Annotated in this window: 18 protein-coding genes; 2 read left to right on the top strand and 16 right to left on the bottom strand. The window is 42.4% G+C overall.

Going from position 1 to position 15,409, the window contains the following annotated elements; translation table 11 throughout:
* A partial coding sequence (locus G610_RS0108690) for an MFS transporter (RefSeq protein ID WP_026524465.1) occupies nt 1–363 on the bottom strand: 363 nt, incomplete at its 3' end.
* A 554-nt stretch (nt 364–917) separates the two neighbouring features.
* On the opposite strand from G610_RS0108690, the gene G610_RS0108680 reads away from it, so the two are divergent.
* Entirely contained in the window at nt 918–1,874 is a 957-nt protein-coding gene (locus G610_RS0108680) for a succinylglutamate desuccinylase/aspartoacylase family protein (protein WP_022770375.1), read from the top strand.
* 18 nt (nt 1,875–1,892) lie between these two features.
* On the opposite strand, the gene G610_RS0108675 is transcribed toward G610_RS0108680, so the two are convergent.
* From G610_RS0108675 to G610_RS0108645, 7 genes are read right to left on the bottom strand one after another with little or no spacing between them, the layout of a single operon-like run.
* A complete protein-coding gene (locus G610_RS0108675) occupies nt 1,893–2,633 on the bottom strand; it encodes a DUF4198 domain-containing protein (RefSeq protein WP_022770374.1) in 741 nt (246 codons plus the stop codon).
* Between the two features lie 21 nt (nt 2,634–2,654).
* Entirely contained in the window at nt 2,655–3,416 is a 762-nt protein-coding gene (locus tag G610_RS0108670; RefSeq protein ID WP_051197871.1) for a class I SAM-dependent methyltransferase, read from the bottom strand.
* A gap of 38 nt (nt 3,417–3,454) precedes the next feature.
* Nucleotides 3,455–4,195: an ABC transporter ATP-binding protein gene (locus G610_RS0108665; RefSeq protein WP_022779914.1), complete on the bottom strand. Its 741-nt coding sequence runs from the start codon at nt 4,193–4,195 to the stop codon at nt 3,455–3,457.
* 1 nt (nt 4,196) lies between these two features.
* Nucleotides 4,197–4,919, bottom strand: coding sequence for an ATP-binding cassette domain-containing protein (locus G610_RS0108660; protein ID WP_026519960.1), 723 nt, complete (start codon nt 4,917–4,919; stop codon nt 4,197–4,199).
* Between the two features lie 2 nt (nt 4,920–4,921).
* Entirely contained in the window at nt 4,922–5,740 is an 819-nt protein-coding gene (locus tag G610_RS0108655) for an ABC transporter permease (protein WP_022779912.1), read from the bottom strand.
* Nucleotides 5,740–6,663, bottom strand: a complete 924-nt coding sequence (locus G610_RS0108650; protein WP_026499101.1) for an ABC transporter permease — start codon at nt 6,661–6,663, stop codon at nt 5,740–5,742. The genes G610_RS0108655 and G610_RS0108650 overlap by 1 nt, the downstream gene beginning before the upstream one ends.
* On the bottom strand, nt 6,656–8,266 hold the full coding sequence (locus G610_RS0108645) for an ABC transporter substrate-binding protein (RefSeq protein ID WP_026518318.1): 1,611 nt from the start codon (nt 8,264–8,266) through the stop codon (nt 6,656–6,658). The genes G610_RS0108650 and G610_RS0108645 overlap by 8 nt, the downstream gene beginning before the upstream one ends.
* A gap of 180 nt (nt 8,267–8,446) precedes the next feature.
* Between G610_RS0108645 and G610_RS0108640 the strand changes: the two genes are divergently transcribed.
* Nucleotides 8,447–9,634, top strand: a complete 1,188-nt coding sequence (locus tag G610_RS0108640) for a cation:proton antiporter (protein WP_026524463.1) — start codon at nt 8,447–8,449, stop codon at nt 9,632–9,634.
* A gap of 308 nt (nt 9,635–9,942) precedes the next feature.
* Here the strand turns inward: G610_RS0108640 and G610_RS0108630 are convergent, their stop codons facing one another.
* The 8 genes from G610_RS0108630 to G610_RS0108595 all read right to left on the bottom strand — a co-directional run bounded on the left by G610_RS0108630 (nt 9,943) and on the right by G610_RS0108595 (nt 15,320).
* On the bottom strand, nt 9,943–10,866 hold the full coding sequence (locus tag G610_RS0108630) for a radical SAM mobile pair protein B (protein WP_022755164.1): 924 nt from the start codon (nt 10,864–10,866) through the stop codon (nt 9,943–9,945).
* Complete coding sequence (locus G610_RS0108625; RefSeq protein WP_026524462.1) at nt 10,842–11,540, bottom strand: radical SAM mobile pair protein A; 699 nt, start codon at nt 11,538–11,540, stop codon at nt 10,842–10,844. Before G610_RS0108625 ends, G610_RS0108630 begins: the two co-directional genes overlap by 25 nt.
* Nucleotides 11,537–11,974, bottom strand: coding sequence for a radical SAM mobile pair system MarR family transcriptional regulator (locus G610_RS0108620; RefSeq protein ID WP_013282512.1), 438 nt, complete (start codon nt 11,972–11,974; stop codon nt 11,537–11,539). Before G610_RS0108620 ends, G610_RS0108625 begins: the two co-directional genes overlap by 4 nt.
* A 204-nt stretch (nt 11,975–12,178) precedes the next feature.
* The gene (locus G610_RS0108615; RefSeq protein ID WP_035773381.1) at nt 12,179–12,826 is read right to left on the bottom strand and encodes a YoaK family protein; all 648 of its coding nucleotides are present in this window, start codon (nt 12,824–12,826) and stop codon (nt 12,179–12,181) included.
* Nucleotides 12,827–12,880: 54 nt separating this feature from the next.
* On the bottom strand, nt 12,881–13,165 hold the full coding sequence (locus G610_RS0108610; protein ID WP_022762007.1) for a metal-sensing transcriptional repressor: 285 nt from the start codon (nt 13,163–13,165) through the stop codon (nt 12,881–12,883).
* Nucleotides 13,166–13,218: 53 nt separating this feature from the next.
* The gene (locus G610_RS23910) at nt 13,219–13,350 is read right to left on the bottom strand and encodes a heavy-metal-associated domain-containing protein (protein ID WP_255345354.1); all 132 of its coding nucleotides are present in this window, start codon (nt 13,348–13,350) and stop codon (nt 13,219–13,221) included.
* 96 nt (nt 13,351–13,446) lie between these two features.
* The gene (deoC, locus tag G610_RS0108600) at nt 13,447–14,097 is read right to left on the bottom strand and encodes a deoxyribose-phosphate aldolase (protein ID WP_022762004.1); all 651 of its coding nucleotides are present in this window, start codon (nt 14,095–14,097) and stop codon (nt 13,447–13,449) included.
* A gap of 185 nt (nt 14,098–14,282) precedes the next feature.
* Nucleotides 14,283–15,320 (bottom strand): YeiH family protein, encoded by a 1,038-nt coding sequence (locus G610_RS0108595; RefSeq protein WP_022762003.1) that lies wholly within the window; start codon nt 15,318–15,320, stop codon nt 14,283–14,285.
* Nucleotides 15,321–15,409 lie beyond the last annotated feature (89 nt).

Genomic DNA, 15,409 nt, shown 5'->3' with positions numbered 1-15,409 from the left:
CTTTTTTATCGCTTTTCCGATACGCTCCAGGATCACAAGACCGCAGGCCCAAATCCAGCCATGTTCAGGTACGAGTGCCAGTGCAGGAATCGCCAGAACCTGTATTACATAGCCTGTGATAACAAATGTCCAGTATTTCTTCGTTTTATCTGCTATAAATCCGGATATGAGCCTTAGTGAATACCCGCACAATTCTCCTATACCGGACACAAATCCGATGGTTGCAGCGGATGCCCCTGCGAGGTTCAGATATTCGCCCAATATGCTTCTGGCGCCTTCATGAGTCATGTCCGAAAACAGACTTACGATTCCCATTAGGGTTATAAATGTTATGGCGCCAGACAAAGCCCTTTTTTTATCCATGTTCTACTCCACTAATCCCGATTTGCTTATTTCATTATCCTGAAAGTTATTCTATACTAAGATTCTTCTTGCTTTCTGATTACAGCGGTATCTTGAACCTCCCTAGGCAGCCACTCTGCATTCACATAGTCGAGTGGGATTACTAACTCCTGCATCTTGTCTTCTGAAACAGGCCTCTTTATATCATCCGGCAAATAATCAAGACCCACTTCACGCAGGCTTAGGATACTGTCATAGCTGCAACTTTGATTATAAGAGTTTTTCTTAAGCAATTCCAGAGTATGCGCTATTTCTTAATGACACGTATATCTGACACTGCCCTATGCCGCATTTTTACTACAACAGAAAACCGGAGCCAAAATTTTTAAATTTTGACACCGAATTCCTACAAAAAACCCTCAGCACTTAGCAAGCGTCCTAAGGCTGAGGTTCATTAGATATGGTACTGATGTTTATGGTTTTTTGTGTACGCGGGAGCTATGTAACCCCCCAGGGGGCTTGAAAGTCCCGGTCCTAACATGATAACCTTGGCTCTGAAGTGAGGTTTAAAAACTATGGAGAAAATAAATATAGCCGGACACGAACTTACCTCCGGCAAGACGATAAAAGATCATATACATGTCGGCGGAACCGAGATACACATTCCCCACATCATCATCTGCGGAGAAAAGCCGGGCAAAACCGTTCTTGTCACAGCCGGCATTCACAACGCAGAATATGTCGGCATTCAGGCAGCTATTGAGCTCTCTAATGAGATTTCTCCCAAAGACCTTTCAGGAAATCTTATCATCATCCCATTAGCCAACAGGTCAGGTTTTGAAAACAGAACCATGTCCCTTGTTTATGAGGATGGCAAGAATCTCAACAGGGTCTTCCCGGGAGACAAGGATGGTTCAGCCGCGGATCGCCTGGCAAGCCTTCTGTTTGATGTTTTTATCAAAAACGCTGATGCTTACATTGACCTGCATAGCGGAGACGGATACGAGACTCTTATCCCCTACGCATACTACGTGGGAGCTTCTCCTGCCAGTGATATTGCAAAAAAGATGGTGGACTGCGTAAACGCCTCCTACTGCGTAAAGAGTACCTGTACCACCGAAGGCGCCTACAACACAGCCTCCATGGCCGGAATCCCCAGTGTTCTCATAGAGCGCGGTCAGTTAAGCCTGCTTCCAAAGGATGAGGTACAGGCAGACAAAGAGGATGTGCTGAACATTTTGAAATTCCTTGGTCTTATTGAAGGAGAGTACAAGACATATCCTAAGACAGAACTCAGAGAATTCAGTGATGACGCCCCATTCACCGGCTGCTGGTATCCGGAGAAAAAGGTGGGAGAGAGATTTTCAAAAGGTGATAAATTTGGTGAGATAAGGGATTACTTTGGAAGACCCCTTCACACAGCCATTGCCGATACTGACGGAGTTCTGATCCACCAGTGCTCATCTCTTAGCATAATCAAGAATGGTCCCATGGTGACCTACGGAGTAATACAAAAACAGGATGCATGTTAAACGCATCCTGTTTTTGTATTACCTTTTAACGTATGTGAATGTTGAAGCTATCTCTTTGCTGTCATAGATTCCGGGAATTCCTTCCGCCAGCGGAGTTCTTGTAACGGCCATATACACACCCTTTTTCTCCACTGAGAAGAATATCCTGCCTTCCTCATCTGTGTTCAGGATTCTCTCAAAATACTCTTTTCCATCATAGAACACAACAACTACCGTGGATCCCTTAAGCGGGAATTTGTCGTGAATAAGCTTTAAATGAAGCACATCGGTGTCTGCTTCCCAGGGATCGGGAACGAAGCTTACTCTGGACTCATGGATAAATTCGGGAGTCCCCTTCTTATCTCCAACAGTTATGTTTGTCACATATATCTGAGGATAGTTCTTGGCATCAAGAATATCAGGATATGTCCTTCTGTCGCCCTCATAATACACGTCTTTTTCATCTCTTACATAATTGTTGTCATAGATACACATAAGGGTATAAATGCCCTCAGAAACCGGCGTAAAGCGAAGCTCATAATAGTCTCCCTGCTCATCGCCCGGGCCCTTTACCGGTGTTATTGCTATTCTGTTTCCTTTTTCATCTGTGGCAAAAGCTCTTATCTCATCAAGGCGAAAGAATCCGTCCGGCCTCATGTGATGTCCCCACCTCATTATTCCGCAGACTTCTTCCCCCGGCTCATATACACTCTTATCAGTGATTATCCAGGCTTCGTGGCCATATACCATCATATCTGTAGTATCAATTCCTCTTCTCATCTCAAACTCCACTCCATTTATTTATATTTTTGCTTTCTGAGCCTTTACCAGAAACATCCTGTCAGGCATATAAAACTGGTCTTTCTCACCATAGAGTCTATCTCCAACCTCAGGATCAGCAACTACATTTTCGCAGCCGATTCTCTCAAGAACTTCCTTATCCCACATTGGTCTGTCCAAAGTGCTGATAGATAACATGTGGTAAATATCGTGGCACTCCTCTACCATGGCATCGGTTACATTTTTGTGGGCAAGGTTCTGCATCTGGTCATAGTGGTGAAAGCCCTTTGCATACTCTGCATCATACACAAGCAGCATTCCTCCCGGCTTTAACACTCTGTGCCACTCCATGTAGGCTTCCACCGGATGCGGAAGTGTCCAGACAAGATTTCTATTTATCACCAGGTCAAAAGAGCTATCGGCAAAATCCAGTTTTTCTGCGTCCATAACCATAAGGCGCGCCTTTGCTCCATGGCGCGAAAGCAGCTCTTTTCCCTTATCTATCATCTCAGGCGTAAGATCCACACCGGTCACGTCAAAATCAAAATCCGACAACACCATTTCAAAAAAACCGGCTCCGCATCCAACATCCAGAACAGACAGCTTATCATCAGCTGAAAAGTGTCTTAATAACTCCGCCTGCCACAGCTGTTTTTTCCTGCTGTGTATCTCCTCGTGTTTGTGCTCACTAAAGCTCTCCGCTCTCTTGGACCAGTAGGTCACAACTTTATCTTTGATATCTTCAGCTTCCTCCTCAAAAGGAATCTGCATAAGTTTAGTCATATTACTACGTATACCTCAATTATTTTTCTAAAAGTTTGTTACTCAATAAGATTATCAAGCAGTTCTTTCGTGTACTCATGTTGCGGATTTCCAAGGACTCTGCCGGTCTCTCCCTCTTCCACGCACTCTCCGTTTTTCATTACCATTATCCTGTCGCACAGCATGCTCACCAGAGCAATGTCGTGGGAGACAAATATGATAGACACCCCTTCTTTTTCACGCAGCTGCTGCAAAAGAGCTACTACCTGGGCCTGAGTTGTAACATCCAGCGCACTTGTTGCCTCGTCGCACAAAAGAATACCGGCATCAGAACAAAGTGCCCTTGCAATTGACATTCGCTGGCACTGTCCTCCGGACATGTTGCCTGCCTTTTTCTCCAAAAGACTCTCATCAAGCCCGACAGCCTCAAGGATTCGTGACAGTTTTTCATGGCCACAGCCCTTTGCAGCTTCCACAACGGCTTTTTTCATCTTCATTCTTGGGTCAAAAGACATCTGGGCATCCTGAAATATCATCTGCAGAAAGGTTCCAGTAAAGGCCGGCGACTTACCTGTATACTCTGTTCCCTTATAATAAAGATTTCCACTATCAGGCTTTTCCAGGCAGCTGACATGACGAAGAAGAGTACTCTTTCCGCTTCCGCTCTCGCCTACGATTCCAAGAATCTCTCCATTTTTCAGGAAGAAACTCACATCCTTTAAAGCCTGTAATTTTTTACCTTTATCAACGTAGCTTTTATTTAGATTTTTTCCTTCTAAAATTATATCTGAATCCGGCATATCAGCTCACCTTCAGTCTTGGTACGGCCTTCAAGAGATTTTTTGTGTACTCGTTTTGTGGATTCTCCAGGATCTCTTTTGCAGGGCCATACTCAAGCATCCTGCCACTTTTCATGATTCCAATGTAATCAGCCATTTTAGATGCGATACCCAAATGGTGGGTAACCATCAAAATAGTAGTACCCTTTAGTTTGTTGATCTCAAGAAGCTGCTCCACAACCATCCCTGCAGTCTTAACATCCAGGGCGCTTGTAACTTCATCGCATAATAAAATCCCCGGCTCCAAGAGCATTGTTGTGGCAATGGCCATACGCTGGTTCATGCCTCCTGACAGCTCATAAGGCCTTGATGCAAGCGCTCTTTTAGCATCATTAAGTCCCAGAATTTGGAGTGTCTTCTCAACTTCATCTATTTTAAAGTCGATGTTATTACTTTTTAGCGCCTCCATTATCTGTGCCTTGTAAGTCCTTATGGGATTAAAAGATCCGCCGGGATTCTGAGGCACAATGCCAAGTAAAATGTCTTTTGGAGTCTCTATACTTCCGCATGTTTTAGTCACGCCTCCAAAGCCATGAATAGCCTTAAGAAGCGTAGATTTACCGCTTCCGCTCTCGCCGACGATACAGACTCTTTTACCTGCTTCCACTTCAAAAGAGATATCATTTATAACACTCTCATCGCCATAGCCGGCAGAGAGATTGTTTATCCTAAGTATTGTATCCATGCTTAATCCTCATCTCTATATTCCATGACGCAGTCCCCAAGATAGTTAAATACTATGATGGTGACTATGGTAGCAATTGCCGGATACAGCACAGCCCAAGGTGCTATTTGTATATATGCCCTGGACTCATTGATCATTGACCCCCACTCAGCAGTGGGTGGCACAACTCCAAGCCCCAAAAAAGACAGGCCCGAGATACCTATCATGGTGGTTCCTATCTGTGTAAGGGCATTTGTAAGAAGTGGTGCTATTATATTGGGAAGTATGTGGGCCATCATTATAGCCGGCCCACTCTTTCCTGCCAGTTTTGCAGCTTGCACGTAGGGGCAATTCTTTATGGCAAAAGTATGACTCCGTGCAAGTCTGGCAAACCCGGTCCACATAGTTATTCCCAGCGCAATCATGGCACTTGAAAGTCCTCCTCCAAGAATGCCCGCAACCGCGATGGCTACTACCATCTGAGGAAATGCCAGCATAATATCGGCAATCCTCATCATAATTTCATCCAATATTCCGCCATAATATCCGCTAAGGATTCCAATAATGCTTCCCAGGATAAAAGAAATCGCAACCAGTATAAATGTAGCTGCTATAGTTGTCCTTGCTCCGTATAAAACTCTTGAAAACACGCATCTTCCCAGGTTATCTGTTCCAAACAGAAATTCCCCGGACGGAGCTGACCTTATGGCTGATGCGCTTGTTGCATATGGATCATTAGGTGCAATAACACTTGCGAAAAGAGCTATAAGCACCAAAAGCAGTGCAACACCTGCAGATATTATTACTTTTATTCTGTTAATCTTTTTCCGTTTATGGTTCATTAAAAAGACCTCGGATCCAAAAGCCTGTAGGTAATATCAACTATCAGATTTATAACAACATAGATTGTTCCCATAATAAGCACAAAGCCCATGATCACAGGGTAGTCCCTGGCTGTTATGGAATCCATCACAAGTTTGCCGATACCCGGCCATCTGAATATATTCTCAATAACAACACTGCCTCCCATCAGGGTTCCGATCTGAAGGCCGATTATTGTAAGTATGTGTCCAAGGCTGTTTCTAAGGACATTGTTGATAAGAATAAATCTGCCCTTTACCTTTCTGGACTTCATTCCCACAACATACTCTTCTCCAAGCTGATCCAGGAGTTCACTCCTAACCTGTCTTGTAAACCTTCCTGCCATGGGTATCGCCAGAGAAAGTGCAGGGAGCATAAGTCCTTTGATGCTTCCATCTGCAATTACGGGAAAGACCTTGATATGTATGCAAAACAGATACATCAAAAGTACTGATATCAGGAAATTCGGAAGAGAATTACCTATAAATGAAAAGAGCCTAACAATATGGTCTACCAATTTTCCTTTTTTAACCGCTGACCATATCCCCAGTGGAAAAGAGATTATAAGCGCCAAAAGCAGACTGGTTAAAGCCAGTCCACATGTGTTCTTAAGCCCTTTTATCAGTTTTGGCGCGACCGGAAGATCATCCTTAAAGGAAACGCCAAAATCTCCCCTAAGAACGTTTCTTAGCCAGTCTGCATATCTAACGATAAAGGGGCGGAGGAGGCCAAGCCTCTCCCGCTCCGCTTGCAGTATTTCTTTTGTGACCACCACACCCTGGGAGGTGAGTCTCTTTTCCGCAGGGTCACCGGGAGCCAGATACATTATGCCAAACACAAGAAAGCTCAGCACTAAAAGTATCAGGGCAAGTCCCAGGATCCTTTTAAGTATTTGTTTAGCCATTAATGTCAGTCTCTGCGTCTACTCCATAGAAATCGAAAGGAACATACTCAGCAAATCCGCTTACGCCCTTACGAAGAACTGTAGTGTTATTGAAAAGTCCAACATATCCAAATGCATTGTCATCTATAGCAATCTGAACGATCTTGTTGGCAAGCTCTGCTCTCTTTGCAGTATCTGTCTCAATTCTGAGCTGCTCAATCATGCTCTGGCATTCAGCACTCTCAAATCCACCTACATTGTAGTAAGCTCCGTCTGCAAGAGTTGAGTCGATGAAGTAAAGAGGATCACCTGACTTATCAGCGATCATGCAGTAAAGAGCAAGATCAAAGTCAGCGTTTGCAATGTAAGTAGCATCCGGATCTTCCTCAACTCTAAGTGTTGAATCAATACCAACAGCCTTAAGCTGTTCCTGGATCAGAATTGCAAGAGTATCAAGAGATCTTGCTGCATAGTATGCAATGCTGATGCTGAGCTTATTACCATCCTTCTCGTAGATGCCGTCAGCTCCAAGTGTATAACCATCGGCCTCCAAAAGCTCTTTTGCCTTGGCAGTATCTACTGCAGGAACATTTACCTTGCCATAAGCAGCTGATGTTGAGAATGGTCCAACTGCTGCAGATACTGTACCAGAAAGGTACTCTGCGATCTTGTCCTTATCAACAGTGAGATTGATCGCTTCTCTCACAGAATCATCAAGTGTATTCTCATTGAGAATGTAGTACTGAAGACGTGCACCGGGAATTGAAACTACATCGTACAGGTCAGGGCTCTGGTTATAGACCTCAAGAGCTGCAGATGAAACGCTGTTGTAGCAGTCGATCTCGCCGCTCTGCATAGCAAGGAGCTTGGGATCATCCTCCTGCATGTAGTAGAATACAGCGCCGTCAAGCTTGACATCACCGCCCCAGTAGTTCTCATTCTTTACAACCGTAACATCACCCTCAGGTATAAACTCTTTTACAACAAACGGGCCTGTGCATACAGGCGCATTGTCAAAATCTGTTGTTGCATCAAGATCTATCATTCCGCACTCAGGGCTTGCCAGATCGTTCTTAAGAGTTGGATAAACTTCCTTTGTATCGATAACGATTGTCTTGTCATCTGTAGCAGTCATTTCAAAATCGCCCAAATAAGCAAATCTGCTGTTCTCTGCAGCAAGACGCTGAAGGTTTCTGACGACCATATCAGCTGACAGAGGGTTCCCATTTGAGAACTGGACTCCATCATTAAGTGTAATAGTCCATGTGGTGCCATCAGAAACTGCGTCTTTGGCAAGACATGGAGCTGCGCTCATGGTTTCATCGAGCTTAAACAGTGCCTCTGAAACTCCATAAATGGATGTGTACCATCCATAATATTCCTTGTGCACATCAAGACTTGGATAAGCAAAAGATGCTGCAGTGTGAAGAATCTTTTCACCTGTAGCTGTAGCCTGACTTGCGTCAGCTGTCTGATCATCAGATGTTGTCGCCTGTGTATCAGCAGATGCCTCAGATTCTGTTGTCTGAGTTTCTGTTGTCTGAGTTCCTGCACCGGAACCACAGGCTGCCATTGATAATGTCATGGTTGCAGCAAGAAGTGCTGCTAGAAATTTTTTCTTCATAATATAGTATCCTCCACTGTGCTTAAATTACCTCACACAATGGAAAGGATAGCATTGTGAAATCCACTCCACAAGCCCCCTGGGGGGTTATCGCTACGCTGATTATAGTTTTTTAACTTGATTTTGAGAAGAAAAAGTATCATACTCATTTCCTAGCATCAATAAGATGGAGGGATAAATATGGATACAATTCAGATTCTTAGAGATCTTTTTATAATTATCGTCATGGCAAAGTTATTCGGACTGATAGCCAGAAGACTTCATGCGCCACAGGTTGCCGGTGAGATCATCGCAGGTCTTCTCATAGGTCCAACACTGCTTAATCTTGTTAATCCCAGTGATTTCCTGTCTGGCATGGCCGAAATCGGTGTGATCCTTCTGATGTTCAGCGCCGGCCTGGAAACAGATATCGACAAACTCAAAAAATCCGGCCTGAAGGCAACAATCCTTGCATGCACCGGTGTTGGAGTTCCGCTGGTTCTTGGAACGCTCCTGTACATGGCTTTCTATGGCGTTGCAACTCCCGGATCAACCGAGTTCATAAAAGCACTCTTTATAGGAACTATTCTTACAGCTACTTCCGTGAGCATAACAGTTCAGGTTCTAAAGGAACTTGGAAAGATTTCTACAGAAGTGGGAACAACGATCATGAGCGCCGCAATCATCGATGATGTAATAGGAATCGTGGTTCTTACAGCTGTTCTTGGTCTGAAAGATCCAAATGCCAATCTTGCAGCTGTTTGCTTAAAGACCGTAGCCTTCTTTGCCCTTTCGGTTGTTGTGGGAATGATCATATTTAAGATAATGTCAAAAGCAGAAGCAAAATGGCCTCATACCAGAAGAATCCCGATCATGGGACTGGCACTTGCCTTTGCGATGTCTTATGTTGCAGATAAGTACTTTGGAGTAGCTGATATCACCGGAGCCTATGTCGCAGGTATTATTCTCAGCTCCCTGGACAACTCCGAGTATATAGACAGAAAGATGGACATAAATTCATATATGTTATTCGGCCCCGTATTCTTTGCAAGTGTAGGACTTCAGACAAACCTAAGGTCTGTTGACATGACAATCCTTGCATTCTCGGCAGCATTTGTTGTAGTTGGACTCCTCGGAAAGGTTGTAGGCTGTGGCATCGTTGCAAAGCTCCTTAAGTACAACACCTCTGACTCGTTAAAGATTGGTGTTGGTATGATGACCAGAGGCGAAGTTGCACTTATCGTAGCTCAAAGAGGTTTAAAAGCTGATATCGTTGACAGCAGATACTTTACCGCAGTAATCCTGTTGATAATATTAAGCTCAATTCTGACACCTATAATATTGAAGGCTATATATGCCTCAGATGAAAAAGCTAATTCTCCTGCCTGAGTTAATCGACTGTAGAACTGATATTGTACTAAAATAAAAAGGTCCGCTTTCTATTAAGAAAACGGGCCGTTTAATTTCAGTTTTAACAAGCAATGCTAAAAGCATCCCCACACATCATATCTTTTATCATACTGGCAAATATCTACATCCATATCAGCAATCTCATCAGCATACAGCCGAATAAGATCACTAAGGGTCCTACGAAAAGCCATATTACTTGTCCTTACCTTCAATCCAATAATTTACCAAATGCAAAATGGTATTTATTGTAATGCTATCGAATCTTTAAATTCCGGTTTATTCTTCCATCAAGGATTATGTATTACATTTCTCTTTCCACTATTGGCAGTTCCTCTTACTTCTTCGTGGTAAAAGTAATCTACGATTGTTGGATGTCCTTTCTCTACTCTCTCATACGGAGTTTCATTATCAACAAACCTGCAATCATACTTTTTAGCCAGCTCTTCTGCTTTCTTTTCCAGCGCTTCAAAATAGCTGCGGTTCTTTTTATTATAGATTTCGTCATACAGCGGCACCAGATCCGGATGTTTATCGGAAATGTATTTCATGATATCTGCCTTAAAACCTCCGCGAAGATTCAGATTCTCAAGCCATACAAGGTCACACTGATCTTTTGTCCTGTCTATGATTGCTTCTATATCCGTAATCCCCGGGAACACGGGTGAAATGAAGCAAATTGTACGAATGCCTGCCGCATATACCTCTTTCATTGCAGCAAGCCTTCTTTCTATGCTTACTGCCGCATCCATATCATCTTTAAACTCTTCATCGAGAGTATTGATTGACCATGATACTGTAAGTCTGCTATTTTCATTGATCTCTTTTAGCAGATCCAGATCTCTTAGTACAAGGTCTGACTTTGTGCAGATAAGTATGTCCGCACCACTGTCCTTTAGTTCTTCCAGAAGTCTTCTTGTATTTTTATATGTTTCCTCTAGCGGATTATAACCATCCGTAACTGTTCCAATGATTACTTTCTGGCCGGCATACTTCTTTGGATTCTTTATTTCAGGCCAGTCTTTCACATCCATGAAAGTTCCCCATTCCTCCGTATGCCCTGTAAAGCGTTTCATAAAAGATGCGTAGCAGTATTTACAGGCATGGGGACACCCCACATAGGGATTCACCGAATATCCTCCAATAGGAGTATTCGATTTTGTCATTACACTTTTTGTTTCTATATGATTTACTTTGATTTCTGGTTGTTCCATATCCTCTGTTCCTCCATCACTTTGTTAAAAGCATCCGGCATTTCCTGTATCATTTCTTCTCCCATAATCGGAACAAGATCTTCTTTCCAGAATACAGGAATGTTCAGTTCATGAGCCTGTTCTGTCAATGAATAAGCCCACCCGGGATCTGTTTTAACAGTCCTGCTCTTTGCACCTGTCATGGTTCCCACCACAATCCAGTCAATGCCTGTAAGATCAACCTTACCCGGATCATCGAACAAAGGCTCAAAGGTAACATGATATTTTTTTGCCTTCACATTGCTCCGCAGTGCATCAATACGCCATAACTCAGACTTTCTCGTAACTGTAACGCCAAACCATGCATTATCAAGATCTGTTTCAAAAGACAGAAGATCCGGTCGTTTGGTAAGAAAAAGAAACTGGTGCTGAGGATTCTCTGCTATCTTTTTAAAGACTTCCTCTCTCCATTCCTCATGCCAGCCCGAGAGATCGCTCATGCCGGTCAGCAGAAAATTCTGCGGCTTTTTCTTTTCCATCATACGAAGCTTTCCTTGAAAAAACTGTGGCTTTTCAAAATCATCTATGATGTGATAACGCCTCGTATTGTTTCTGGCATAGCAGTACGGACATCCAACAGTGCACCCTATAACAAGATTCATGTTCTGAATCTGATCTTTAATACAGATACTCATTTGTCACTCCATTCCTCAAGGTTTACCCTGATGCGGTTAAGATACTCTTCAAACTGAAGAATCTCTTTATCCGTAAAATCACGATAATAAATATTCCCCATCTCATTTGATACGGAGTCATAAGCTTCTTTAAGTTCTTTGGCTTTATCTGTGAGGAACAGAAGAGTTTTTCTCTTATCAGCTTCATCAGTTTTGCGGCTTATCAGTCCGTTTTTTTCCATCCGCTCAAGCATGGTTGTAAGTGAAGTAATTGCAAGTCCGCTTTTCTCGGAAATAATTTTAATAGGAACACCATCTTCCTGCCATAAGACATAAAGAATCCTTCCCTGAGCTCCGTTAAATGCATCAATGTTTTTTTCTGCCAGTATCCTTTCAAATATACGATCACCCAGCTGTTTTATTTTTGTAACAAGAAATCCACCATTTGTCTTCATAATTAAATACTCCTATATCGTAGTTTTATACTACGATATAGGAGTATTTTTGTCAAGCACACATATCATAACTTCGGATTTTATGTTCTATCATTCATCTCGAAAAACCTGAATCTGATAACGTGTTCCATCTGCTATAGCGGAGTTGGAGAATAGCACCTGCTGAACCATCGCCTCCCGCAAACCGCGTATTGTATGCCAATTTTACCTTACTTCTTTTACCATCATATTGATAACTATAAGCAGTATAACTACCGAAATCCATATGGTTTTTATCCCAATGATTCCGGATATTACTCCGCCAAATCCTGCTCCTATAGCAAATATCAGAATGATTCCAAAGAAGTGAAATGATTTGTACAAAGATTGTTTGTTTTTGTCTCTAAGGTATTTAGAAAGGCTCTCTGTTCCACTTCTCAGATTTCCAATGCACATGGTACTTGCATATCCATATCCATGTACTTTTCTAAATGTTTGCACCTGCATGGCACATGAAAATGACACAATCATATTTGCTATCATATTCATATCCATGGGGAGAAGTCCGACAATGCTAAGCGCAATCATTTCAATTATTATGATAATCTGTCTCCAGTGGATTTTTTCAGCACATTTATACTCGTTTTCAATTCTCTCTGCTATAAAAATCCCAGCAGCAAACGAAAAAAGCGGACACATATAGTGTAACCCCTGCATAAAATTACCCTGCATCAGGTTCTGACTCATTAAAACAACATTGCCGGTCTGTGCATTGGCAAAGACTTTATCCCTCATATTATATGTATACGCATCCTGTAATCCTCCTGAAAAGGATAATAATGCACTTAATCGAAAACTCTCAGATGTCTGCATATTTCTCCTACATATTTTATTATCGCGGAATAGTTACTCATGAATGTAATTCTTTTATTTCATGAGTTTACGGATCGTCTTCAATAATTCGTCCACGATTTCTTCATCGTCATTTTTTATGCCGTCCGTAACGCATCCTTTCAGGTGATATCCAAGAAGTTCCTGATTAAAGCCGTCTATTGCTGAGGCTGCAGACATGGACTGTTGAAGGATGTCGTTGCAATATACGTCATCCTCGATCATTTTTTCCAGGCCACGTATCTGCCCTTCCAGACGTTTCAACCGGTTGGTCAGAGCCTTTTTCTGTGCTGCTGTTCTGACTGTCTTTTTATGTGCCATAAGTAATCTCCCTATTATTCATATGTTGACTAATAGTATCATATCCCGGCTATTTATTGTACAGAAACAACCTTATAGCCAAGATCTTCTATCTCCTTTATCAAGGTGTCATCCTCTACCTCTTTTTCGTACTTCACAACAGCTTGCTTCTTTTTGAGGTTCAGTTTTGCAGATACGCCATCAATTCTGTTGATCCGTATATTTTTTAAACTCAGTCAAAATATTATTTCTGTCCATATGTACTGATTATTCCATTTCCAGTGTTTTATAGTTTTTCTAAATCACATACTTTTAGCAATCTTTACCAGCCTGCTTGTGCCAAGTCTGTGTGCTCCAAGTTCAATAAATTTCTCAGCATCTTCAATTGATGCAATCCCGCCTGATGCCTTGATCTTGATATTTGGACCACAGTGTTTTGCAAAGAGTTCTATATCTTCAAAGGTTGCACCGCCTGTTGAGAAACCTGTTGAAGTCTTGATATAGTCTGCCTTTGACTGCGTAACAATCTCACACATCTTGATCTTCTCCTCTTCTGTAAGAAGGCAGCACTCAATGATAACCTTCATGGTATGGTCGCCACAGGCTTCTTTGAGTTCATTGATCTCATCAAGAACAAACTTATAATTCTTAGCTTTCAGCTCCCCTATGTTTATAACAATGTCGATCTCTGTTGCTCCGTTTGCAAGCGCATCCTTTGTCTCAAAAACCTTGGATGCAGTTGTTGTATTTCCATTCGGGAATCCGATTACTGTTGTTATAGGCATATCAGGGCCCATATACTCACGGGCTTTCTTCACATAATATGGAGGAATGCATACGGAAGCCGTATGGTACTTCATACCATCGTCGCATATCTCTTTTATCTCATCCCATGTGCTTCCCTGAGCAAGCAGTGTGTGATCAACCATCTTTAATATTTCTTCAAGTTTCATTCGAGTATCCTCCATTCTTCGACCTAAGGGTGGTACCGCTTGCGGTGGATTCCTTAGGTCCATCCAAAAATTTCATAGTCTTTTTGGTTCATAATTTGACAATAAATACGGGACGACAAAATAGTCCCCCCTACCATTTGCAATATATAGTAGGGGGGGAGTATTTGTCAACGCCTATTTTTCTTTTACCATATTCCCATTACATGCTGCATCAAAAGGCTGACAACTGTTATTCCGATCCAGCAACAGCCGCCAAGCAAAATCGGCTTCCCACCTGATTTAATTAGTTTGATTATGTTACTGTTCAAGCCAATAGCAGCCATGGCCATTATTATAAAGAACTTGCTAAGTTCCTTAAGTGGCTTAAAAACATAAGAAGGGACACCTGCTCTCAAGCAAATAGTTGTGATAATTGAAGCAATCACAAAGAAGACTATGAACATCGGAAATGCTCTTCTAAAGCTAAAGCCATTTGTCGAACTTCCATCCTTTTTTGCTTCCCTTGCCCTCAGATACGCAAGTACCAGTGTAATAGGTATGATAGCCAGTGTTCTTGTAAGCTTGACCGTAACTGCCTTATCAAGAGTCTGATTCCCCAGGTTCCACATACTATCCCAGGTTGATGCAGCTGCGGTGACGGAAGAAGTATCATTAACTGCAGTTCCCGCAAAAATACCGAAAGCCTCTCCTGTTGTGATATCAAAACCTATAAGCTTTCCCAGCGAAGGAAAAAGAAGTGCTGCCAACACGTTAAAGAAAAATATCACAGAAATTGCCTGTGCCACTTCATCATCATCCGCATCAATGACAGGAGCCGTAGCTGCTATTGCTGAGCCGCCGCATATTGATGAGCCAACTCCGATAAGAGTAGCTGTGTTTCCTTTGATATTCATAACCTTATGAAGAATCCATGATAGGATAAGCGATGTTGAAATCGTGCAGATAATTATAGGAAGTGACTGTTTCCCGGTCTGAAGAACGACCGAAAGATTCATACCAAATCCAAGGAGGACAACAGCCTCCTGCAGAATTATCTTTGATGTAAACTTTATTCCATCAGCCGCCTTCCCCTTGTCATTCCAGAACAGGGCTATTATCATGCCCAGAATGATTGCAATCACCGCTCCGCCAACGACAGGGAAGCGCTTTCCCAGGAGCCATGAAGGAACTGCAATAGTGAAGCATACTATTACTCCCATGTAATTCTTTTTCAAAAAATCCATCTCAAGACCTCTCTCTCTTTTTAATCTGTTCTTTCGCAGGTCTTATTCTATTCTGTCTTTTGAAAAAGATAAAATTATATATTATTATA

This window comes from Butyrivibrio sp. MB2005 (assembly GCF_000424285.1).
Taxonomy (GTDB): Bacteria; Bacillota; Clostridia; order Lachnospirales; family Lachnospiraceae; genus Butyrivibrio.
This window is presented reverse-complemented; position numbering and strand designations above follow the sequence as displayed.